This is a genomic window from Collinsella sp. AM34-10 (assembly GCF_003469185.1).
Taxonomy (GTDB): Bacteria; Actinomycetota; Coriobacteriia; order Coriobacteriales; family Coriobacteriaceae; genus Collinsella.
The window spans coordinates 107,504-129,776 of record NZ_QSIL01000007.1 but is presented as its reverse complement, the minus strand read 5'-3'; the positions used below and the strand labels follow the sequence as shown (position 1 = coordinate 129,776).

At 58.9% G+C, this 22,273-nt stretch carries 22 protein-coding genes and 1 tRNA gene; 5 read left to right on the top strand and 18 right to left on the bottom strand.

Annotated features, from left to right (window positions below; genetic code table 11):
• The first annotated feature begins 213 nt into the window (after positions 1-213).
• A complete protein-coding gene (locus DW823_RS07915; RefSeq protein ID WP_118081586.1) occupies positions 214-1,992 on the top strand; it encodes a PTS lactose transporter subunit IIBC in 1,779 nt (592 codons plus the stop codon).
• 75 nt (positions 1,993-2,067) lie between these two features.
• Positions 2,068-3,489, top strand: coding sequence for a 6-phospho-beta-galactosidase (gene lacG, locus DW823_RS07910; protein ID WP_199574410.1), 1,422 nt, complete (start codon positions 2,068-2,070; stop codon positions 3,487-3,489).
• Between the two features lie 196 nt (positions 3,490-3,685).
• Here lacG and DW823_RS07905 read toward each other — a convergent pair whose 3' ends face one another.
• Positions 3,686-4,450 (bottom strand): DeoR/GlpR family DNA-binding transcription regulator, encoded by a 765-nt coding sequence (locus DW823_RS07905; RefSeq protein ID WP_233543046.1) that lies wholly within the window; start codon positions 4,448-4,450, stop codon positions 3,686-3,688.
• A 206-nt stretch (positions 4,451-4,656) separates the two neighbouring features.
• Here DW823_RS07905 and DW823_RS07900 point away from each other — a divergent pair, with 206 nt between their 5' ends.
• Positions 4,657-5,709 carry an aldose epimerase family protein gene (locus DW823_RS07900; protein ID WP_118081584.1) on the top strand — a complete coding sequence of 351 codons (1,053 nt, stop codon included), beginning with the start codon at positions 4,657-4,659 and terminating at the stop codon, positions 5,707-5,709.
• A 326-nt stretch (positions 5,710-6,035) separates the two neighbouring features.
• Here the strand turns inward: DW823_RS07900 and DW823_RS07895 are convergent, their stop codons facing one another.
• Positions 6,036-6,518 carry a PTS sugar transporter subunit IIB gene (locus tag DW823_RS07895; protein ID WP_117772918.1) on the bottom strand — a complete coding sequence of 161 codons (483 nt, stop codon included), beginning with the start codon at positions 6,516-6,518 and terminating at the stop codon, positions 6,036-6,038.
• A 157-nt stretch (positions 6,519-6,675) separates the two neighbouring features.
• Here DW823_RS07895 and DW823_RS07890 point away from each other — a divergent pair.
• Positions 6,676-6,751, top strand: a tRNA-Thr gene (locus tag DW823_RS07890).
• A 208-nt stretch (positions 6,752-6,959) separates the two neighbouring features.
• Here the strand turns inward: DW823_RS07890 and DW823_RS07885 are convergent.
• The 3 genes from DW823_RS07885 to DW823_RS07870 all read right to left on the bottom strand — a co-directional run bounded on the left by DW823_RS07885 (position 6,960) and on the right by DW823_RS07870 (position 9,507).
• Complete coding sequence (locus DW823_RS07885) at positions 6,960-7,433, bottom strand: YhcH/YjgK/YiaL family protein (RefSeq protein WP_117629886.1); 474 nt, start codon at positions 7,431-7,433, stop codon at positions 6,960-6,962.
• A 197-nt stretch (positions 7,434-7,630) separates the two neighbouring features.
• Positions 7,631-8,566: a hexose kinase gene (locus tag DW823_RS07875; RefSeq protein WP_055251199.1), complete on the bottom strand. Its 936-nt coding sequence runs from the start codon at positions 8,564-8,566 to the stop codon at positions 7,631-7,633.
• A gap of 59 nt (positions 8,567-8,625) precedes the next feature.
• On the bottom strand, positions 8,626-9,507 hold the full coding sequence (locus DW823_RS07870; protein ID WP_117847913.1) for an aldose 1-epimerase family protein: 882 nt from the start codon (positions 9,505-9,507) through the stop codon (positions 8,626-8,628).
• 156 nt (positions 9,508-9,663) lie between these two features.
• Here DW823_RS07870 and DW823_RS07865 point away from each other — a divergent pair, with 156 nt between their 5' ends.
• On the top strand, positions 9,664-10,248 hold the full coding sequence (locus tag DW823_RS07865) for a flavodoxin domain-containing protein (RefSeq protein WP_225093927.1): 585 nt from the start codon (positions 9,664-9,666) through the stop codon (positions 10,246-10,248).
• A gap of 75 nt (positions 10,249-10,323) precedes the next feature.
• On the opposite strand, the gene nagA is transcribed toward DW823_RS07865, so the two are convergent.
• The 13 genes from nagA to DW823_RS07800 form a co-directional block, all read right to left on the bottom strand.
• Positions 10,324-11,493, bottom strand: a complete 1,170-nt coding sequence (gene nagA / locus DW823_RS07860; RefSeq protein ID WP_118081581.1) for an N-acetylglucosamine-6-phosphate deacetylase — start codon at positions 11,491-11,493, stop codon at positions 10,324-10,326.
• 117 nt (positions 11,494-11,610) lie between these two features.
• Positions 11,611-12,777 (bottom strand): SIS domain-containing protein, encoded by a 1,167-nt coding sequence (locus DW823_RS07855; RefSeq protein ID WP_035137674.1) that lies wholly within the window; start codon positions 12,775-12,777, stop codon positions 11,611-11,613.
• Positions 12,778-12,891: 114 nt separating this feature from the next.
• Positions 12,892-13,623, bottom strand: coding sequence for a GntR family transcriptional regulator (locus DW823_RS07850; RefSeq protein ID WP_022094608.1), 732 nt, complete (start codon positions 13,621-13,623; stop codon positions 12,892-12,894).
• Between the two features lie 185 nt (positions 13,624-13,808).
• A complete protein-coding gene (locus tag DW823_RS07845; RefSeq protein WP_055251210.1) occupies positions 13,809-14,891 on the bottom strand; it encodes a PTS system mannose/fructose/sorbose family transporter subunit IID in 1,083 nt (360 codons plus the stop codon).
• Entirely contained in the window at positions 14,881-15,681 is an 801-nt protein-coding gene (locus DW823_RS07840) for a PTS sugar transporter subunit IIC (protein WP_022094610.1), read from the bottom strand. The genes DW823_RS07845 and DW823_RS07840 overlap by 11 nt, the downstream gene beginning before the upstream one ends.
• A 90-nt stretch (positions 15,682-15,771) precedes the next feature.
• Positions 15,772-16,254, bottom strand: coding sequence for a PTS N-acetylgalactosamine transporter subunit IIB (gene agaV / locus DW823_RS07835; RefSeq protein WP_022094611.1), 483 nt, complete (start codon positions 16,252-16,254; stop codon positions 15,772-15,774).
• A gap of 36 nt (positions 16,255-16,290) precedes the next feature.
• Positions 16,291-16,572, bottom strand: coding sequence for a preprotein translocase subunit YajC (gene yajC, locus DW823_RS07830; protein WP_117654923.1), 282 nt, complete (start codon positions 16,570-16,572; stop codon positions 16,291-16,293).
• Positions 16,572-17,015: a PTS fructose transporter subunit IIA gene (locus DW823_RS07825; protein WP_117743271.1), complete on the bottom strand. Its 444-nt coding sequence runs from the start codon at positions 17,013-17,015 to the stop codon at positions 16,572-16,574. Before DW823_RS07825 ends, yajC begins: the two co-directional genes overlap by 1 nt.
• Before the next feature lie 631 nt (positions 17,016-17,646).
• Positions 17,647-18,741, bottom strand: coding sequence for a hypothetical protein (locus DW823_RS07820; RefSeq protein ID WP_118081579.1), 1,095 nt, complete (start codon positions 18,739-18,741; stop codon positions 17,647-17,649).
• A gap of 126 nt (positions 18,742-18,867) precedes the next feature.
• The gene (locus tag DW823_RS07815; protein WP_117802809.1) at positions 18,868-19,953 is read right to left on the bottom strand and encodes an isocitrate/isopropylmalate dehydrogenase family protein; all 1,086 of its coding nucleotides are present in this window, start codon (positions 19,951-19,953) and stop codon (positions 18,868-18,870) included.
• Between the two features lie 6 nt (positions 19,954-19,959).
• Positions 19,960-20,658 (bottom strand): HEAT repeat domain-containing protein, encoded by a 699-nt coding sequence (locus DW823_RS07810; RefSeq protein WP_118081577.1) that lies wholly within the window; start codon positions 20,656-20,658, stop codon positions 19,960-19,962.
• Positions 20,659-20,673: 15 nt separating this feature from the next.
• On the bottom strand, positions 20,674-21,102 hold the full coding sequence (locus DW823_RS07805; RefSeq protein ID WP_118081574.1) for a hypothetical protein: 429 nt from the start codon (positions 21,100-21,102) through the stop codon (positions 20,674-20,676).
• A 5-nt stretch (positions 21,103-21,107) separates the two neighbouring features.
• A complete protein-coding gene (locus tag DW823_RS07800; RefSeq protein ID WP_118081571.1) occupies positions 21,108-22,187 on the bottom strand; it encodes an NAD(P)-dependent oxidoreductase in 1,080 nt (359 codons plus the stop codon).
• Between the last annotated feature and the right edge of the window lie 86 nt (positions 22,188-22,273).

The window sequence follows — 22,273 nt, the reverse complement described above, 5'->3', positions numbered from 1 at the left end:
CTGACAAATCAGCCGTTTATCGGACAATATCGACCGTTCACCCGTAAATCCTTGTTGCTCTTCCAAAAATGTCTTACGTTGTCATTAACGAAATGACAACGTTGTCATTTCGCAATGCCTTCCTTAAGCAGGAAGGTTTCCGGGCAGTCCTGACCATCCATCGACGACCAGTTCCATCCACATGCATCGCGCATCAAGCAGCAAAGGAGCTCTATGGACGCCATCGTAAAGATGCTCGAAAAGCATCAACCGTTCTTTGAGAAGATCTCGAGGAACATCTACCTCCAGGCCATCAAGGACGGATTCCTTGGGTGCATGCCCATTGTCCTCACCTCTTCGATCTTCCTGCTGATCGCCACGCTTCCCGGCGTGGTCGGCATCACGCTGCCCCAGCCGCTCCTCGACTGGTGCAACAAGCTGTACAATTTCACCATGGGCGTCATGGGCATCATGGTTGCCGGCACCACCGCCAAGAACTTCACGGCATCCATGAACCGTCGCATGCCCGCCGGCAAAGTGCTCAACGACGGTTCCACCATGGTGGCCGCCCAATGCAGTATGCTGCTGCTCGCAGTCACGCAGTTCACCACCAAGCTCGACGGCTCCGAGCTTTCGGTCTTCGATTGCACCAGCATGGGTACGCGCGGTCTGTTCTCGGCCTATATCGCCGCGTTCATTACCGTGTGGGTCTATAAGTTCTGCGTCTCGCGCGATCTGACCATCAAGCTGCCCAAGGAGGTCCCGGGCGCCATCGCTCAGAACTTCCGCGACATCATCCCCTTTGGCGGCGCCGTCATCATCTGCGGCATCATCGATGTCATCGTGCGCAACCTCATGGGCGTTCCGTTCTCCGAGCTGCTTATCAAACTGCTCTCCCCGCTCTTTACCGCTGCAGAAACCTATCCTGGCCTTATCCTTATCCAGGCAGCCACCGCGTTCTTCTGGTTCATCGGTGTCCACGGCCCCTCGATCGTCCAGCCGGGCATCGACCCCATCCGTCTTGCCAACCAGGCCGAGAACCTGCAGGTTCTGCTGGCAGGCGGCCACCCCGCCCACTCCCTCACCTTTAACATGTCGCTCGTGGGTGAGTTCGGAGGCACCGGCGCCACGTTCATCGTGCCGCTTCTGCTGATTCTCTTTATGAAGTCCAAGCAGCTCAAGGCCGTCGGTAAGGCCTCGATTGTTCCTGTTGCCTTCGCCGTCAACGAACCGCTGCTCTTTGGCGCGCCGATGATCCTTAACCCCTACATGCTCATCCCCTTTGTTACCGCCGGCTGCGTCAACGTGAGTGTTGCCAAGTTCTTTATCGATAACGTGGGCATGAACGGCTTCTCCTTCGTGGTGCCTTGGGCCACCCCCGCCCCCATCGGCATTTTCATCACCACGAACTTCCAGCTTATTGCCCTGGTATTTGTCGCGATCATCATTTTGCTGGACGCCATCATCTACCTGCCGTTCTTGAAGGCATACGATAAGCTGCTCTGCGACCAGGAGGCCGAGCGCGCCGCCGAGCTGGGTCTTGAGCCCAACGGTACCGCTGCCATCGCCGCCAAGCCCTCTGCGCCCGCTGTCGAGCAGGCTACCGCTTCCGTCGAGACGACTGTTGCCGCCGCTGACAGCAAGCCTGTCGCCGATCAGCCCAAGCCCGCTGCCGATGCATCCGCCAAGAAGGATGTCGATGGCCTGAAGGTCCTCGTCCTGTGCGCCGGCGCCGGCACCTCCGCCATGCTCGCCAACGCCATCAAGGAAGGTGCCGCACAGACCGGAGAGAACATCGCTTCCTCCGCCGGTGCCTATGGTCAGCACACTGCCATCATGGATCAGTACGACGTTATCGTGCTTGCCCCGCAGGTTCGTAGCTACTACAACGACATGAAGGCCGACACCGATCGTCTGGGCATTAAGCTGCTCGCTCCCCGCGGTAAGGAATATATCGACCTTACTCGCGACCCCGCTGGCGCCATCAAGTGGCTCCGCGAGAACCTCGACTAGTTCCTTCCTCTGTTGGTGCCCGGACCCCCAGTTTGGGCACCTCTCCCTATTCATATCCCACAGAAAGGATGACTCATGACCAACCCCATGCAGTTCCCCGACGGCTTTGTGTTTGGCGGCGCCACCGCCGCTTACCAGGTTGAGGGCGAGACCCGCACGCACGGCAAGGGCAAAGTGCCCTGGGACGATTTCCTGGCCGCACAGGGTCGCTTCTCCCCCGATCCTGCAAGCGACTTCTACAACAAGTATCCGGTCGATATCGACCTGTGCCAGCGCTTCGGCATCAACGGTATTCGCGTCTCCATCGCTTGGAGCCGTATCTTCCCCAGTGGCACCGGCGAGATTAACCCCGAGGGCGTCGCCTTCTATCACGAGCTTTTCGCCACCTGCAACAAAGCTGGTGTTATCCCCTATGTCACGCTCGATCACTTCGATACGCCGGAGGCCTTCTATCAGGACGGCGGCGAGGGATTCCTGACGCGCACGACCATCGACGCCTTTGTCGAGTACGCCAAGTTCTGCTTTGCCGAGTTCACCGAGGTCAAGCACTGGTTCACCTTTAACGAGATTCCCGCGACCGCCGAGGGCAGCTTTATCGTTGGCAACTGGCCGCACGGCGAGAAGTATCGCCTGGACAAGGCCTTCCAGCTTATGCACAACATGATGGTGGCCCATGCCAAGGCCGTCGTCGCCTTCCACGAGGGCGACTTTGAGGGCGAGATCGGCATTGTCCAGAACCTGGAGCCCAAGTATCCCCTCGACCCCAACAACGCCGCCGACTGCGAGGCAGCTCGCATGGCCGACGTCATCAACAACCGCTGGGTACTCGACGCCACCTTCCGCGGCCACTATGCAGCCGACACCATGGAGGCTGCGACCAAGCTGGCCCATATCGCCGGCGGCGAGCTCGACGTCCGCGACGAGGACATCGCCGCGCTGACTGCCGCGCTCCCCTACAACGATTGCCTGGGCGTCAACACCTACAAGTGCCAGTTCCTGCGTGCCGCCGAGGGCGAAAACGACATCAACCACAATGGCACCGGCGACAAGGGCTCCTCGCGCTGGTTCCTCAAGGGCGTGGGCGAGTCATGCGTGCGCGAAGGCGTACCCACCACCGATTGGGACTGGATCATCTATCCCGAGGGCCTCTACGACCTGCTGCTCCGCATTAAGAACGATTACCCCAACTACAAGAAGATCTACATCACCGAGAACGGCATGGGCTATAAGGATGACTTCGAGGACGGCTTTATCGACGACGCCCCTCGCATCGACTACATGCGCCAGCATCTCGCATGGATCCTCAAGGCAATCGACGGCGGCGTAAACGTCGACGGTTACTTTGTGTGGTCGCTGCAGGACCAGTTCTCCTGGACCAACGGCTACAACAAGCGCTACGGCCTGTTCTACATCGACTTCGAGACCCAGAAGCGCTATCCCAAGGCGAGCGCGTACTGGTACAAGAACGTCGCGGAGACCGGCCTGCTCATGGCCTAATTCAAGCCGCATACCCCCTGTCGGCCGCATGCGAATCCCTCCACGGGTTCGCATGCGGCTTTTTTGTTTTGGCTCGACCCGAGCAGGCCGTTTGTCTCGATTTGTAACATCTAGCAGGGATTTTCGGCCCCAATTGTTACAGATTGAGATGAACGGGGGCACCCGGTTCGAAATATCTAGATCTGTAATACCTAAGCTAGCAGATGACCTGCGTGTGTTCCTCGATGGCGGCACGATTCTCGGCGGCGATACCCGGTTCGCACACCACGGCATCCAGGCTGTCCAAGCGACAGAAGGTGTAGAAGTCGCGCTTGCCGATCTTGCTGGAATCGGCGATCAGATAGCGTGAGTCGGCCTTGCTAAAGGCGAGCTGCTGGATACGGCCCTCGTCCATGTTGGACGTAGATACGTTGCCATCCAGAATGCCGTTGGCGCCGATAAACGCCGCGTCGATGCCCAACGCACGCAGGGTATCCTCGGCCGTTGGTCCCACAAAAGCGGCGGTGCGGCGACGGTACATACCGCCCACGAGGCACAGGTCGCAGTCTTCGCGCGCCTCGAGCAGGTTAAACACCGAAAGCGAGTTGGTCACAATGCGCAGGCGACACGCCGGCAGCATCGAGGCCATCTGTTCCACCGTAGTGCCCGTACCCAAAAAGATGGTCGAGCCCTCCTCGATAAGCTCCACAGCACGGCGCGCAATCTGCAGCTTTTCCTCGGCATGCTTAGTGCGCTTTTCGCTGTGCGAATACTCATGGCGCAACATGGCATGGGGACGTCCCTGTGCGCTACGGGCGCCACCGTGCACGCGCTCGATCTCGCCCAGGCTCGCAAGTTCTTCGAGGTCGCGGCGAATCGTCATATCCGAAACGCCCAGCGCATCCGAAATCTCCTTGACCGAAACCGTGCCCTGCTCTTCGAGCAGCTGACGAACCTTATCCTGTCGCTCTGCCTTAATCACGATGAATCCTCGCCGTTCTTTGCGCGCATATCATTCAAACAGTAACGAACAAATTGTATCAGACTCGTGCGCGTCAAAAATGAACACCCGCACAGCTCCAATCATCACTTTTTTGAGAAAAATACCCCCTGCTTTAGTGGGGTGTAGTGATAATCTCACCTGTTCGCGCTACAGTTTGTCCGAAATACCTCGATGTTAGGAACCAAATGATCACTTCCGAGCTTTTCGGCACCGCGCCGTGCGGCACCTCCGTTCATCGTTATACCCTCAACGGGCCCGAGATCTGCGTTCGCATTATGGACTATGGCGCCACCGTGCTGGGTATCGATGTGCCCGATATTCCCGGCAACGTGCGCGATGTGGTGCTGGGCTTCGATAAGCTCGAGGATTACTTTGACAACCCCGCCTGCTTTGGCGCGACCATCGGCCCCGTGGCAAACCGCACCGCGGGCGCCACGATCACCATCGACGGCACGGACTGGCACATGCCGGCCAACGAAGGCGTCAACAACCTGCACAGCGATCTTGAGCATGGTCTGCACAAGCGCGTATGGGACGTTGAGCTCGACGAGACTCACAACGCCGTGCGCATGACCACCTCGCTTAAGGATGGCGAGCTGAGCCTGCCCGGCAACCGAATCTTTACGGCTGTGTTTACCGTTACGCGCACCGGCGTCTTCCGCATCGAGTATGGTTGCGAGAGCGACCGCGCCACCTACGTGTCCATGACCAACCACACGTACTTTAACCTTGCCGGCCATAACGCCGGCATGGACTGTGAGCACTTCTTTATCGCCAACGCTGCCCACTACTTGCCCATTAACGAGCAGAACATCCCCACCGGCGAAATCGCTCCGGTCGAGGGAACACCGTTTGACTTTCGCGAGCTGCGCCCCGTCGCACCCGGCATGGAGGCCGACGACCCGCAGATTAAGCAGGCCCGTGGCTACGATCACTGCCTGTGCATCGATGGCTATCAGTACGGCCGCAACCTGCGTCGCGCCCTACATGTCGAGGAGATGTGGACCGGTCGTGAGCTGGACTACTACACCACCGCCCCGGGCGTGCAACTCTACACCGGCAACTGGCTGGGCGACGAGCACGCCAAGGACGATGCCAACTATGGCTGGGGCGCCGGCTTTGCCCTCGAGGCCGAGATGTACCCCGACACGCCGCACCAGCCGCTGTTCCCGCAGGGCATTGTGGGTCCGGGTCACCCCTACAGCAATATGATCGAATACCACTTTATGAGGCACTAGGCCCACAACGCGACATCTCGCACAGCAACGCCCGCCGGCACCACCGCCAACGGGCGCTGCTTCATGCCTAAATCCTTCTTTTCGATGCCACCGAATTGGTGACATAACAAAACTATGCCGAATTACTACGATGAACCCACTATGTCCGACCACGCGCTGGTTTATAAAAAATTAGCAACTCGTCTACCTGCGGTTTTATTCTCTGCAAATTTGGCATGCTCGGCGATAAGCAATTCATCGTAGTAAACCGGCATAGTTTTGGCGGACAGCGCCACACAGATCCCCTACGAAGGCAAAATGATCCGTTTTCCTCCGTCCCCAAGGGATCAGTTGAACAGATTGCCGATGGGGTCGGGGGCGGAACTGGGGAGATAGCGGATTTCTAGTTCTATGCCGAGCTTTTGCAGCTCTCTGAGAACAGCGACGTCTGTGTCGTCTACGGCAACTGCGGGCGTTGCGGGACGCTTGCCCTCCCCTGCCTGCATATGACCAATGCTGATCTTGGTGATCGGCACACCGCCCTTAACCAGCGCGAGCGCATCGGAGGGTGAGGCCACCATGATCAGAATCAATTGGCGAGGCGTTGCGGTATGAATGACGTCGATGGTCCTTTGCACCGAGAAAAACCGCGTCCAAACGCCTTCTGGCGCCGCCACCCTCATGGGTGCCCATTGGCGCGAATCTGCCGCGATCTCATCGTTGACGATTAGGACAAGGTTGGAACCCACGGCTTCGTTCCACAGCTCAACGTCTTGTCCGTAAATGAAACGGTCGTCGATGCGTGCGAGAAGAATCTTGGGTTGAGTCATCGCTGCCCCATTCTGTTTGAGACCCGTAAGAGCAAGACATCGCGTCTCCAATATTAGTGCATTTAAAGTGAGAAAAGCCGTCAGAACACTTGCGCGGATTTGCGATGTCCCGTATCATAGACAGCCGTTGACGCCTCAGTTGCGTCACCATATGGCCGCCAGCGTAGCTCAGTTGGTAGAGCACCGCTCTCGTAAAGCGGGGGTCACCGGTTCGAGCCCGGTCGCTGGCTCCATTGCACAAGATAGCCGCCTTCGGGCGGCTTTTTTGTTGCCAATTTCGGGCGCATATCCGCCAATCCAAGCACAACGCCGCCGGCAACTCCCCTACTCAACAAAAAGCCCCGCCAACCGCAATCCCCAAGGGAACCGCGATTAACGGGGCTCAAGCGCGCCCCTCAATGGAATCACGCCAGCATACGAACAACTCAGCCGAGTAGCTCGCTACTCCTCCCAGTAAGCATCTGCAAGCAGCTTAAAGCAAATCTTTTTGACCGGCTGTGCGCCATCGCCCGGAAACTCGAGCGTGGGCATGTGAGGCTCGCCGGCAACAAACAGCGCAAACTTGTCGTCAGCAAGATCGCCGGCGATCGAGGCGTCGGAATCGACCAGATCGTAGTCGTCCTTCTCGTCAAACTCCTGAACCAGCGTCAGGCTGCCCGTGGCAACCTTAAAGGCCTCGCGACCCTCGACGTCGATCTGCAGGTCGTGATAGCGCTGATGCGTCTCATAGTGAGCCTCGGCTTCGGGACGCGTCGTGGGAGCCATGACGTTCGCAAAGACCTTGTCGCCCAGAATCGGATGGCTGCCGACCTCGAGCTTCGCCGGATCGTTCTCCTCGAGCCAGTCGATCAGCACGTCGAGGCCCTTGAGCATTCCACGGTACTCCTCGATATCGCCCAATGCACCGTAAATCATCTAAATCCCCTCTCGGATCGTTTCTTTGGCGGCTACTCGGCAAACGCATTACCGACGCTGTTGCCACCCACATGCGTCTCGACCAGGGTAAGGTCGGGATTGAACACGACAGTGTCGGCGTCGCGCCCCGGCATAATGCTACTGCACTTGTCGTCGACATGAGCTGGCAACCGATGCCGGGGCCGCAGCACAAGCTCCTACAGCTCGGTCACGACAACGCCGTTGTAAACCTCGTCCCAACGATCCATAACCAAGTGGCCAGTCATGGGATCCATGGCATTGAGCTTGCCGCAGGTGTTGGCGGTACGCAGCACCGTCTCGTCGTCGGCGCCGGCAGCAATCGCATGTGCGAAACCAGCAATGGTCGAATCGCCAGAGCCCGTAGCGTTAACGGCGGGGATATCGGGGGTCTTGGCGCGGAACGCACGGCCATTGTGGAAGCCAACTGAGCCGGCAGCGCCCATGGATACGACGACCCAGGGGATATCGGAGAAGCGGGCGTCAGAGGCGAGCGCGGAACGGAGCTCGTCCACATCGTCGGTGGTAAAGCTCGTGCCCAGAAGGCCGTTAATTTCGGTCAGGTTAGGCTTAACCAGCTCGGGCTTGACCTCGGACTTGAGCGCAGCCTCAAGCGAGGCACCCGAGGTATCGAGCAGCACCTTGGCGCCGGCGTTCTCGGCAATGCCCGTGATCTTGGCATAGTAGTCCGCCTCGACGCCGCGGGGCAGCGAACCCGAGATGGTAACGACATCGGCCTTGCTCGCAAGCTCGGCGAACTTGGCGGTAAAGGCATCGAGCTCCTCGGGGGCAATCGTCGGGCCGCTCTCGAGCAGCTCGGTCTGGTTGCCGGCATGAAGGATATTGAGGCAGATGCGGGTCTCGCCCTTGATGGGCACAAAATCATTCTTAATGCCGTTGGCATCCATGAGCTCGGCCATATAGGCGCCCATATGACCACCAAGCAGGCCGGTTGCCACGACATCGTCGCCCAGCTGGCCCAGGACGCGGGCCACGTTGAGGCCCTTACCGCCGGCGGTCTTTTCGGGCGTCACGCGGTTGACGTCGTCGATAATGAGCTCATCGAGCTGATAGCGCGTATCGACGGACGGGTTCATCGTAACGGTGAGGATCATTTCTAGCTCCTTATCTCGCAGGCTCCTTATGCCTTGCAAAACGAATTGGCTACATGCGACTACAGAATCTCGATTGTGAACGAGCGCACGATGGTTTCTTTGGGCTTGGCGATAAGGCAGCCGCGCTTGTGCTCAAGCACGTCATCCTCATCGGAACAGGTCGAGAGGCCGCCCCAGGGTTCAACTGCCACAAAATCGCCCTCGGGCTTGCTCCACACAATGAGGTACGGGAAGCCCTCAAAGCTCAGGCGAACGCCCTTGTCCTCGCCCTTTTTGGAAAGCGTGACCTGACGGCTCTCGAGCACGTCAAAGATGGTCTCCGCAAAATCGAAGAGCTCATGCGACAAAGGCAGCGTCTTTCCCACCATGGGGTTCTTGGAGCGGTTGGTCACGTCAATCAAGCCAGTCGAGGGGACGGCAGCGCAAAGCTCAGCAGCCTCGTCTTTCTCAAAACGCAACTCGTAGTCCGTATAGGCCTCGCCCTCATCGAGCGGGCACCTAAAGCCGGGGTGTCCACCGATAAAGAAAGGCATGTCCTCGGTGCCCTCGTTGGTAACCTCATAGGAGACGCGCACGGCGGCGTCCTCGAGCGTATAGCGGGCGACAAGCTTAAACGGATACGGATAATCGCTCAGCAGCGCGGCGTTATCCTCCGAAGCCAGGCACATCGCCAGCTCGTTCTCGCTCTGGCTCAGCAGCTTCCACTCCTGTTTGCGCGCAAACCCATGGCGGGCGAGCTTCACATGATGTCCGGCAAACGTCATGGCGCTGTTATCGCGCAAACCTCCGCAAATCGGGAAGCAAATCGGTGCCTGGCCGGACCACACGGCGGGATCGCCCTGCCACAAGTACTCGCGACCTCCAGCCTCAATCGAGGTAAACGAACCACCGGCCGTGGAGACCTTGATAGAAATCGAATCGTTGGAGAGAGCGTATTCCATTGTCCATCCTTTCGAACAACTGCTTTTTGCTCGCAAGAACCCGTCTCGGCCCTGACCAAAGGACAAACCCGCACGTTCATCGATGCGTCCGGTTTCCCAGCCATGCAACGGGGTACCATACAGACATTGATGCAATTACAGCTGAAAGGCCTTCTTATGCGAACCATCATCCTTTATGCCTCACACCACCACGGCAATACGAAAAAGCTCGTGGACGCCATCGTCGAGGCGCACCCCGAGATCGATACCCTCGACGTGAAGTCACTCGGTAAAAACGAGTACCCCGACCTGCACGAATACCATCTGATCGGTGTCGCCACGGGCATCTATTACTCCGAGATCGACAAGGACATGGCACGCGTGCTCACGAACGTGCTGCAGCCGCAGGACAAGGTGTTTGGCCTTATGACCTACGGTGGCAAAAACAAGTGGTACGGCAAGGATATCGATGGCATCTGCCGCATGAGGCAGGCCATCTTTATGGGCGTCTACGGCTGTCCCGGCTTTGATACGTGGGGGCCGTTCAAACTCACCGGCGGCGTCCAGAAGGGACACCCGACCGCTGAGGAAATTAAGGGCGCCGTCGACTTCTTCGACAAGATCGAAGACGAGTATGGCGACATCATCGTCGAAGAGTACGCCAAGCGCGAGAAGCGTCTAGCATACGAAAAGGAGCATCCCGCGGGGGGTCTTGTGGCCGGCGTCAAGCGCACGGCAAAGAAGATCGTTAACAAGCTGTAACTGTTAAGGTGCTTTTGAGCGTTTAACCCATACGGCGGGTCCGAGCAGATTCGGGCCCGCCGTCTTTTTCTATCGTTAATCGGTAAAGGCGTTGCCGACGCTCTGGCCGCCAACATACGTCTCGACGAGGGTGAGCTCATGGTCGAACACGACAAAGTCGGCGTCGCGACCCGGCATGATGCTGCCGCACTTATCCTCGATGTGCGCAGAGCGAGCCGGCACCTCGGTTGCCATGCGAATGGCGATATCAGCGCTGGCGATGCCCCAATCGACAATGTTCTTGACGCCCTGGGCAAGCGTGAGCACCGAGCCGGCAATGCTTTTGCCGTCGGCGAGCCAGCACAGGTTGTCCTTCATGATGACGTCCATGCCACCACTGGTGTAGCTGCCCTCGGGCATGCCGCCGCAGCCCAGGCAGTCGGTGATGAGCACCGTGTGCTGCCAGCCCTTTGCCTGCAGCAGTGCCTTGATGGCGGCAGGGTTTACGTGCTTGCCGTCACAGATGATCTCGGCGTAGGTCTCGGGCGTGGACATGGCAGCACCCACGACACCGGGCTCACGGTGATGCAGACCGCGCTGGCCGTTATAGGTATGCGTAAAGCAGCTGGCACCGGCATTGATAGCGGCGATGCACTCATCGTAGGTGGCGTCGGAGTGACCGATGCTGGTCACCACGCCCTTGGCGTTCAGAGCAGCCGCATAAGCAGCGGCACCGTCGCGCTCGGCGGCCATGGCGCTCTTAACGATGCGACCGCCCGCAGCCTCCTGCCACTGGTCGAAAACCTCCTCGGAGGGGTCAATCAGGTAAGCGGGGTTCTGCGCGCCCACGTGCTTCATGGTAAAGAAGGGGCCCTCCAGGTAGATGCCCTGAATGCGGGCACCGCAGAAGTCGGGGCCGCGGCCCTCGTCCGCCTTGGCGATAGCAGCGCAGGCGTCCTTGATCTGTTCGACGCCATCGGTGAACGTCGTGGGCAGCCAGCTGGTGGTACCGCGACGGGCGAGCTCGGTTGAGCTGATATCGATGCCCTCGGGATCGTTATCGGTAGTTGAGTGGTTGTAGAAGCCATGGATGTGAGTATCGACCATACCCGGTGCGATCCACGATCCCGTGTAGCCCTTAATCTCGCAAGAGGGCTCGTCGGCCTGCCAGGCGCCAAAAACGCCATCCTCGACCATAAGATAGCCGCCCAGTTGCGGGCCTGCCGGCAAGAAGAACTTGTCAGCCTTAATTGCGTACGTGCTCATATGCACTCCTCGCTTCTAAAGCAGTTGACTGTGGTAATGCTTATACCCAGCTCACGTAAAACAAAAAGCGCCCGCCCGCCGTTATGAGCGGACGGGCGCCCTTACAGGGGGACGCGATTAAGCGGTGAAGGGGTGAATCGTCACGCCCTTAACCACGCGGTTGACCGTGCCGGTGGGGCTCGGCGTATCGGGCGTGTTGCCCACGCGGACGGAGTTGAGCAGGCTGATAGCCTGGGCAAACATCACGAACGGCAGAGCAAGGTAACCCTCGGGAAGTGCCTCGTAGCCCTTAAAGGTGAAGGACTCACCCTCATAGACGGTGGCACCTTCCTGCTGAACGGCGATGGTGTGCTGAGCGATCTCGTCGCCACCGATCTCGTTGAGGATGTCGATGTCGTACTGACGGGTGTAGGCGTCGTTGTTGACGAACACGAAGACGAGCGTCTTATCGTCGACGAAGGACTTAGGTCCGTGACGATAGCCCATGGAGGTGTCGTAGGAAGTAGCGACCAGACCGTGAGCGAGCTCGAGGATCTTGAGCTGGCTCTCCTGAGCAAGGCCACCGAAGGAGCCAGAACCCAAGTAGGTCACGCGGTTGAAATCGCCAGCCAGGTAATCGGCGATCTCGGGCTCACGGGAGATGACCTCCTCGCCCATCTTGGCAATCGTCTCGACCCACTCGGCCTTCTGCTCGTCAGAGGCAGTGTCGAAAATAAGGGTGGAGAGCAGGGTCATGCAGGAATAAGAACCGGTCATGGCGAAGCCCTTGTCGTTGGCGCGCGGAATGAGCAGCGTCAGCGCATTGGGATCATCGGCAGACTCGACGGCAAGCTTGCCCTCGGGAGCGCAGGTGATGTTGAGGAACTTGACGTTGTGGACGAGCTCCTTGGCAACGGCAACGGCGGCAAGGCTCTCGGGGCTGTTGCCAGAGCGGGCAAAGGAAACCACGAGCGTGGGATCCTCGGCGCGCAGGAAGTCGCGCGGGGCGCTCACGATGTCGGTCGTGGCGATGGGCTTAAAGTCGTAGAGATCAGTGTTGCCAGCGTGACGCAGGTACGGGGCGCAGGTATCGCCAACGTAGTCGGACGTACCGGCACCGGTGAAGACAACGGACAGACGACCCTCGCCCATAGCGCGAGCCTCGGCCAGGAAGGCCTCGATGGCCTCCTTGTTCTCGCGATAGATGTTGAGCGTATCACGCCAAAGCTCGGGCTGCTGAGCAATCTCGGCCGTGGTGATCTGGGCGCCGAGCTCGGTGAGCTCCTCGACACTCTTCTCGAACATTTCTAATACCTCTCTCTAGAAGTAATCCTCTGACGTGCAATTATACACTTCGGTTGGTTATCTGGTAGTAACCAGTTAAATGCAAAGAATCACCATATGGAAACGATGCGAGCACTAGTTACTGCGCTGGTGGTAAACCTTGTATTTAAACTGATCGGCACGAGCAACCGAGAGTGTGTACTCCACTACCTCGTTTGACTCGTTATACGTAGTCCTGACCAAATCGAGCACAGGCGAGCCCTCGACAATTCCCAAAAGGTGGGCATCGGTGGGACGGGCTATGCTCGCATAGAACTCCTCTTCGGCCACGCGAATCTTTTGCTGAAAGTCCTGCTCAATCACATCGTAAAGCGGCTTACGCTCCAGCAGCGGTCGCTTTAGGGACAGAAATTGACGAACCGGTAGATAGCTGCGTTCGACCATCATGGGCATGTTGTCGGCAGAGCGAAGACGCTTGAGCTTAAAAATGCGATCACCGATGCGCAATCCCATATGCTCGGCCAGATTCTTATCGGCCTCCATCTCGCAAAACTCGAGAATCGTGGTCTCGGGTTCTCGACCCATCGCGCGCATCTGCTCGGTAAAGCTGTAGGACTGCATAAGATTGGTTGCTTTTGCCGAACGGTCGGTCACAAAGGTACCGCGACCGTGCTGCCGAACCACCAGTCCTAAACGCTCCAGTTCCTGCAGAGCCAGGCGTACCGTAGTGCGCGAGAGACCATAGCGCTCCGAAAGTTCGCGCTCGGAAGGAATCATGTCACCGGCGCGATATTCATGGTCAATCTTTTCGGTCAGAATATCGACCAGCTGATCGTACAGCGGTTGCTTACGCGCTCCGATCGCCATCCTATCCTCCCTTTTGCTCGAATTCGGCTAACTACCTAGGGTGTTATGCATTATCTGTCTGCCACACCCGAATCATTAAGAAAACAAAAGCCGCGCGCTCTTTCGAGCACGCGGCTTTTAACATACACATGGCTTAAGGGGTCGGGGTGTGAGCCGCGTAGGGACACACCCCTCAAGCTAGAGCCTTACCAGATGCTCGGCCAGAGACCAAGCGGGCCAGCGCCCAGGATGCCAAGGACGAAGAGCAGGAGAATGCCCTTGGTCGGGGTCCAGCTGTGCTTAGCGAACATGTAGTAAAGCAGCAGCGTAAGCATAAGCGGGACGAGCTTCGGGACGATGGTGTTGAGGGTGTCGGCAACAGAGAAGTTGACCGGATCCTCGGTAACGGTGCCGTAGGTCACGGACTCCATGCCGTTACCCAGATCGGTGACGCCGCACTCGACAGCGTTGCCGTCGGCATCGGAAGCGGTAAGGGCGTTGCCGTCCTTATCGGTCATGGCGATGGTACCGGCCTCAGCGGTCTCGGTATCGATGCCCTCCATACCGGTGAAGTTCTCGGCCTCCTTCTCGGAGACGATCACGGTAGTAGCGGAGAGACCACGGGTGGTGCCGTTGGGGATCTGGAGGTTGATCTGGGTGCCACCCATGGTGACGACCAGGCAACCGACGACGAAGACGCCCATGATGGAAGCGGCACGCGTGAAGGCCTGCATGTTGGCGGTCAGAGCGTCAATAGCGCTGGTGCCAAGCTTGTAGGACCAGTTCATGAGCCAGAAGCGCAGAGCGAACTGGACGACGTTGAAGATCACCAGGAAGATGATCGGTGCAGCGGCGTTGCCGTTGATGGCCATGTTGGAGGTGATGCCGGCCGTGATAGGCACGAGCGTCAGCCAGAACAGGGCGTCACCGATACCACCGAGCGGGCCCATTGCGGCGACGCGGACGGCGCGGATCGTGGGGATGTCAACCTTGTTCTGCTCGAGCGAAAGCACGATGCCCATAACAAAGGTGACAAGGAACGGGTGGGTGTTGAAGAACTCCAGGTTGTGGCTCATGGAAGCCGCGAGGTCGTTCTTGTTGGTGTGGATCTTCTCCAGACCGGGGATGATGGAGTAAAGCCAGCCAGCGGCCTGCATGCGCTCGTAGTTGAACGATGCCTGCAGGAAGCAGGAGCGCCAAGCCATCTTGTTGAGGGTCTTCTGGTCGAGCTGCGGAGCAGGAGTGAGATCCTCGTAGTGCTCCGGGATCACATACTCATTAGATGCCATCTTCGAAGTCACCTCCGTCAGAAACAGCTGCACCCTTCAGCTCGGTCTGCTGCTGGAAGTCCCAGAAAGCGATGCCGAAGCCGATGAGAGCGAGGATGAGCAGAGCAGGGGTTGCCAGCGAATCGTTGGCAACGGTGATGAGCGCGAGGCCAAAGCCCATGAGGAAGAAGCCCCACATATCGCGGTTCATCATAACCTTGAGCAGGACGGCGAAGCCGACGAAGCGCATCATGCCGCCTGCAGCGGAGAGACCGGTCTGCAGCCAAGTCGGGATGGCAGAAGCGATGGTCTGACCGATGGTAGCGCCAGCGATGAAGAACAGGGTGACGACGACAGCGAAGATCAGGCCGAGCAGAGCCATGGCGAAGTAGTTCAGGCGCTCGATGCCCTTGGTGTCCGCGTTGTGAGCCATGTTATCGGCCGTGGACATAAGCGGGGACATAAGCGTGAAGACCAGGGTAACGCCAAGCTGGCCAAGCAGAGCGAACGGAATGGCGAGGCCGACTGCCGCGTTGGGCTCGAGGCCCGTGGCGATAGCGAGAATGGCTGCCATGATGCCGCCGATGACGGCGTTAGGCGGCTGAGCGCCTCCGATCGGCATGTTGCCGATCGTCATGAGCTGATAGGTACCACCCACGAGAAGACCGGTGTTAAGGTCGCCAAGGATAAGACCGATGACGGCGCCGGTGACGATGGGCTGATAGAGAGACTCGAGGAAGTCAAACTGGTCGATTGCCGCGATGAACGTGACGACGAAGACCAGAGCGATCTGGATGATCGAGTATTCCATCTTGCTCCTCCTTTCAAAATGTATGTACGCACTTTGGATTTCACGTACAGAACGTCAGGGTTTCACTCCTGACAACGTGGATCACGAGGATTACGAGAAGAGCTTGCTCGTGTCCTCAACAGGCGTGCTCGGAACGCGCCTGATCTCCAACTCCACCCCCAATTCCTGCAGCTCTTTAAACGCAGCGACATCCTCGTCGTTAACTGCGACGGAGGTGGCGACTTGGCGCTTTCCTTCCGACATGTGCATGTTGCCGATGTTTACCTTCTTTATAGGCACACCGCCCTTGACGAGCGTAAGCACGTCTTCCGGTGTTTCGGCCACGATGAAGATCTTCTGGCGCGGGCTCGCCTTGCCAATGACGTCGATGGTCTTCTGCAGAGAGAAGAAACGCGTAGCGACGCCGGCGGGAGCGGCCATCTTCATGAGGTTCTGGCGCATGGTGTTGGACGCCACGTCGTCGTTGGCGACGAGGATGAGGTTGGAGCCCAGGGTGGAGTTCCACTGGGTGGCAACCTGACCATGAACCAGTCGGTTATCGATGCGGGTAAGAAGAATGTTGGGTTCTGCCATGTTGATCAGCTTCCTTTCGTTATTTGCTGACGACAGTTACTTGATCTCCTGAATCGCGTAACGCGAAACATCTACGACGGCTCCGGATCGGACTTTGATCTGGACCTTCTCGCCTTCGATGCCTTTGACGGTTCCGTAGATACCGCCGGCGAAAAGAACCTCCTGACCCGGCTTGAGCTCGGTGTGCAGCTCCTTGAAGTACTTTTGCTTCTTCTTCATGTTGATTTGCGACCAGATGGTGTAAATCAAGCCCATGATGGCAAGCAGGCCTAAAAGGGCGACCGAGGAGCTCAGGACGTTGGCTCCGAAATCGGCCATTAGATGCCGTCCTCGTCGCCGAAGATATCCTCTTCGTCGGAGCCGGCAACGGATGCGACCGTCTGGGCGGTGATGCCCGTCTGGCCAACGGTCACGGCCTGCTCGCCAAGCTCGGCGAGCGTGGCGTTGCCGCGGAGGAACAGAAGCTCAATAACCATGGGAAGGTTAGTGCCGGTCAGAACCTCGACATTGTCGACATCCTGGGCAATCATCATCGACTGGTTGAACGGGGTGCCGCCAAGCAGGTCGGTAAAGACGAGCACGCCATCGCACTCCTCGCGCATGGCGGTAATAGCGGCGCGGAGATCCTCACCGTAGGAAGCAGCCTGGTCGCCCTCAAAAGGAACGACGGTAAAAGCAGGCTGGTCGCCGGCAACCATAGCGATAGCGCTTGCAAGGCCGGGTGCGAACTGTCCATGACCGGTAAGAATAAAGCCAACCATTCAAATTTCCCTTCCGAAGGTGTGTACAATCTGAGTCCGATGATTTTCGGAAGCCAGCGGGCGCTCGCCCTTAAAGCTTCTTAGAAAGCGTTCTTTGAAGACCAGTGGTTTCTAAACTGGTAGTAACCACGTGATGTGTTGTTGTCACTATATCACCCCAGAAGAGGTCGCTTTCGTTGATTCATACGGTAAAACGTTTTTGCACCGCTCACGGTGATATTTCGACCGTTTACCGGTCGTTAACACTTCTACCTGCGGTTTTGAAACCGTTTCGAAATGTTTTGGCAAAAGATCGGATCTTTTCCTGTGTCTAAACAACGCAGGGCGGCTAAAAATAGCGTGAAGAAAAATTGCAGGTCATTGTGAAGATATGTGAATTGGTCTTTTTGACTTAATACCAGTTAGAACCAGTTTTGAGATTATCGGTGAACGGTAGTTTTCGACCGTTCACCGGTTACTTGCAATCGTTTGCAGTTGTTTTCCCATATGAATTAGGGAAGCGCGATGGAGCGCTTGCGCGGGCGCGAGGCCTACCCCAGTGGTTTCGGCAGCAAAAAGCCCGCTAGAACGTTGTCCGTTCTAGCGGGCTAAATCAGGCAGATCGGCTAGCGCGCAGTAGTGCAGGCAAACCTTACGCAAACAGGCCGTAGATGCTGATGTTGGCTTTGGCGTAGAGGCCGTTAGCATACTCGGTCCACTTGGAGCTGGCGCTCGAAGCCTGCGAAGAGTACTGCTGGTAGGCGGTGTAATAGGCGGTCATGGCCTGCTTGTAGGTAGCGCTATCAGCCGTAAAGGCATCGTCAGCGAAGGCCTTAGCGTAGGTGGTATCGGCGTCCTTCCAGGTGCCCTTTTCGCTATCCCACTCGTCGCCGGCAAGTTTGATGATGTAATCGGCGTAGTCCTTGCTCGCGGTCTCCTCGTTGCCGTCAGCAGGCTCGGTCGGGGCGGTCGGCATGCTTGCGGAGCTATCGCCCACCTTCTTCTTGTAGAGCTTCTGCAGCGTCGCGGACTGGCGGACGATCTGCTTGGCCTGGTCCTTGGACACGCCATACTGCGTGGCCATGGTCTTGTAGTCCGAAGTGCCGATGGATTCCTCGGCGTACTGCTTCATCTCCTTAGAGGAGACGGTAATGCCCTCGTCCTCGGCAGCGTCGAGCAGGATCTTGTTGCGCACGTAGGACAGGATGACGTCGGCAGAAGGAGCGGTGTAGTTGCCATCGCTATCCTTGACGGTGTCGAGGCTGTACTGGCTCTCGATGGCCTCGCGCGCGGTGATGTCGCTCTTCTTGCCGTTGTAGCTATAGCTTGCCACGGTCGAATCGAGCTGGTCCTCGGTCAGGGTCGACGAGCCGACACCCTTGCCGCCAAAGCCGCCATTGCCAATAAAGAAGCCGACCACGGCGGCGATCACGACGGCAACCACAAAGGCGGCAATCATCGTCTTCTTGTGCCTGGATGCATGGTCGTCTTCATCGGAACCCAGAATATCGTCGTCCTCATCCTGGGCCTCGGGCATCAGATTCTCGTCAGCGGCATCCGCGGCAATCTGAGCCTCCAGTCGGGCGTCCTCCTCCTCGGCCGTCGTGCCGGCGGCAATGTGCTCGGCAGACGTACCGGCGACCAGATCGATCTTCTCGTCCTCGTCACCGTCGGGGCCTTCGCCGCGCTCGATGATCTGGATGCCGTCGATCTCGTCCTTCTCGTCCTTCTTTTGAATCAGACCCATATCAGTTACTCCTTGTTAGGAAACATAGTCTTCAATAGAATACGCCCGACAGAGTGCCGGGCGTATTGATTCTTAGGTTATACGCAAACACTTAAGTACTATTTAGGCGTTTGCAGCCTGCATGTCTTAGGCCAGGTGCGCGATAACGGCATCGGCAAAGGCCTGCGTGCCCACGGCGCCCTCGACGGAGCCGGTCTGGGCACGACGCACGTCGCCGGTAACCTGCTTACCCTCGTCGAGCGTGGCGGACACGGCGGCGCGGATACGATTGGCCGCATCGTTCTCGCCCAGATGATCGAGCATCATAGCCGCAGACAGAATCTCGGCCGTGGGGTTGGCGATATCCTGGCCAGCGATATCGGGCGCGGAGCCATGCGTTGCCTCGAAGATGGCGCAGTCGGCACCGATGTTGGAGCCGGGGGCCATACCCAGGCCACCTACCAGGCCGGCGCACAGGTCGCTGACGATATCGCCGTACAGGTTGGGCAGCACCAGGACATCGAAGTCGTTGGGGTTCTGGACCAGGCCCATGCAGGTGGCGTCGACGATCTTGTCGTTGAACTCAATATCGGGATAGTTGGCGGCCACCTCGCGCGCAACGCGCAGGAACAGGCCATCGGTCGCCTTCATAATGTTGGCCTTGTGCACGGCCGTCACCTTTTTACGGCCGCAGCGGCGGGCGTACTCAAAGGCGTACTCCACAATGCGGCGGCTCTTGGCGATGGAGATGGGCTTAATTGAGATGGCGGAATCGGCGGCGAAGGTCTTCTGACCCGAGCGCTCGACAAGCTGTGAGAGCTCCTCGACCTCGGCAGCGCCCTCATCGAACTCGATCCCGGCGTAGAGGTCCTCGGTGTTCTCACGCACGATGACCAGGTCGACGTCGCGGAAGCGCGAGCCGTCGCCCGGCTGCGACAGGCAGGGGCGCACGCAGGCGTACAGGTCGAAGTGCTTGCGCAGGGCCACGTTAACGCTGCGGAAACCCGTGCCGACCGGCGTGGTGATGGGGCCCTTGATGGCAACCTTGGTCTCGGCGACCGCATCGAGCACGTGCTGGGGCAGCGGCGTGCCAAACTCGTCCATGACGCCGGCACCTGCCTCCTGGACGTTCCAGTTGATCTGGACACCGGTGGCCTCGACCACGCGGCGCATGGCCTGCGTAATCTCGGGACCGATACCGTCACCGGGAATCAGGACTACATCGTGCGCCATAATCTGTTACTCCTCGTCTTCGGCGTCGTCAGATTTTTTAACGCTAGCACGCTTCTTCTTTTTGGAGAGATCCAGGCCAAAACGTTTAACAAGCATTTCGCAAATCTCGCTCGAACGGGCCTTGAGATAGCTGCCCTTGCCGTTCTCGGCGTCGAACTTAAGGCGCAGCGCAAGCTTCTCGGCGACCTCGGCGTCGATCTCGCCCTGGCCAAACTCGTACAGGCAACCGAGCATATCGCGATACTCAAGGTCGCCGTGGTAGCACTGGATGGCCTCGTCCAGGATGGGCCAAGCCTCGCGCGAACGCTCGACGCTCGTGGCGCCCCACACGCACAGCAGGCGGAAGGCGGCATAGCGCAGCGTGGAGGAAATCTCGTCGAACAGCGCGGTCTCGGCGCCCTCAAAGGCATCGCCCAGCTGCTCGGGGCAAGTGGTGGCGAGCGCCGTCAGGGCATCGAGGGCCTCCCAGCGGGTCTGAGCCTCGGGGCGATCGAGCGCCTCGATCAGCGCGGGCACACAGGGCACGACGCGCTGCGGATCGCGCTCGGCAAGCAGGTGCAGCACGCGGGCGGCAAACTGGCGGATACGGCGCGTGGGGCAGCCGAGCTCCTTGACCAGGCGGTCGACGGCGTTCTCGTTCTCCTCTGCCAGCTGGAGCTGTGCCAGCTCCTCGTCGGTGAGCTGTTCGTCTTTGTTTTCTGCCATAGTTACCTCTTTTTACTATTTCTTAGCGTGCTTGCCAGCACCTTTGCTGTCATCGGTGACCGAGATGAGCTGTCGGTCGGCCGCGCCATTGCGACGCGCGCGGCGTCGCTCCTCGGCGTCGCCCGCGTCGGCGGCGGCGCGGTGAGCCTTGTTGACGTTAAAGACCTCGTCGTGCTTGCGCCACGGGCCGACGGATTCGCCAAAGCTCATTTTAAGGCCGGCGATAAAGCCGCCGAGCCAGCCGATCGGCGCAAACTGCACTAGCGGGAACAGCGAGAACACCCAGGTCAGCAGGATGACTGCCGCCGCTCCCGCAAAGTTGGCAATCCAGTAGTCACGCTTGGTGATGACGCGCTTTTCGCACGCCCACTGGCCGCACAAAAAGCCGATGTAGATCGCAAAGAGAAAGAGCACCAGCGCAAGCACCACGAACGTCCAGCTCATGGGCGCTACTCCCCGTGATGGTGGCCGCAGCAGCACTCGTGGCCGTCGTCATGGCCGTGGCCGCCGCAGCACTCGTGGTCCTCGCCATGGTGGTGGCCACAACCGCACTCGTGGTCGTCGCCATGTTCGCCGCAACCGCAGCCTTCCTCGTGAGCACCATGCTCCTCGGGACGATACTGCGACCAGTCAAGACCGGCGGCGATGGCGTCGGCCTCCTCCTTGTAGAGCACCGTGATGGCCTGGGTGCCCAGCTTGGCGCCACCGATGGCATCGAGCATGTCGTAGAGCGTAAAGGCCACGTCGGCGCCGGGCAGCGCAAGCTCGCGGTCGTCGGCATAGGCGAGCGCCAAGCGCAGGTCCTTGATGAAGTGCTCGACCATAAAGCCGGGCTTGTAGTCGCCGTCAAGCGCCTTGGGTGCCAGGCTCTCCATGGCGCCGGACTTGCCGGTGCCGCCCAGGATCATCTGACGGGTCTTCTCCAGATCAAGGCCGCTCAGCTCGGCAAACGCCAGCGCATCGGCCATGCCGACCATGCAGGCGCCCAGCGACACCTGGTTGGCAAGCTTGGCAGCCTGGCCCTTGCCGGCGCCATCGAAGCAGCAGATGGTTGCCGCGAAGGTGGAAAGGATGTCGCGGACCGGCGCGATGTCGTTCTCGGTGGCGCCCACGATAGCCGTGAGCGTGCCGGCGATAGCACCCGACTCGCCGCCGGTGACGGGGCAGTCAAACGCTATGCGGCCGGAAACCTGGGCGGCCTCGGCAATGTCGCGCGCGAGCTCGGGCGAGCTCGTGGTGAGGTCGATCAAGACCGCACCCGGCTTGGTGCACGCGAGCAGGCCATCGCCCGCCAGGTAGAGCTCCTCGACCTCGGAGGGATAGCCCACCATGGTAAAGACGACATCGGCGTTCGCCGCGGCATCTGCCGGCGTATCGGCCCAGACGGCACCGCGCTCGATAAGCGCGGCAGCCTTGGACTTAGTGCGGTTGTTGACCATGACGGGATAGCCGGCGTCCAAAATGTGGCCGGCGATGGGGGCACCCATGATTCCGGTGCCGATAAATGCGACAGAGAGCTTGTTTGCCATGAAACCTTTCCTTTTGGGTTGGGTGTTATTACCAGGTTGAATACTCGGTGCCAGCGTTTGGGCTGTGAGTTGGGATCGATTACGGC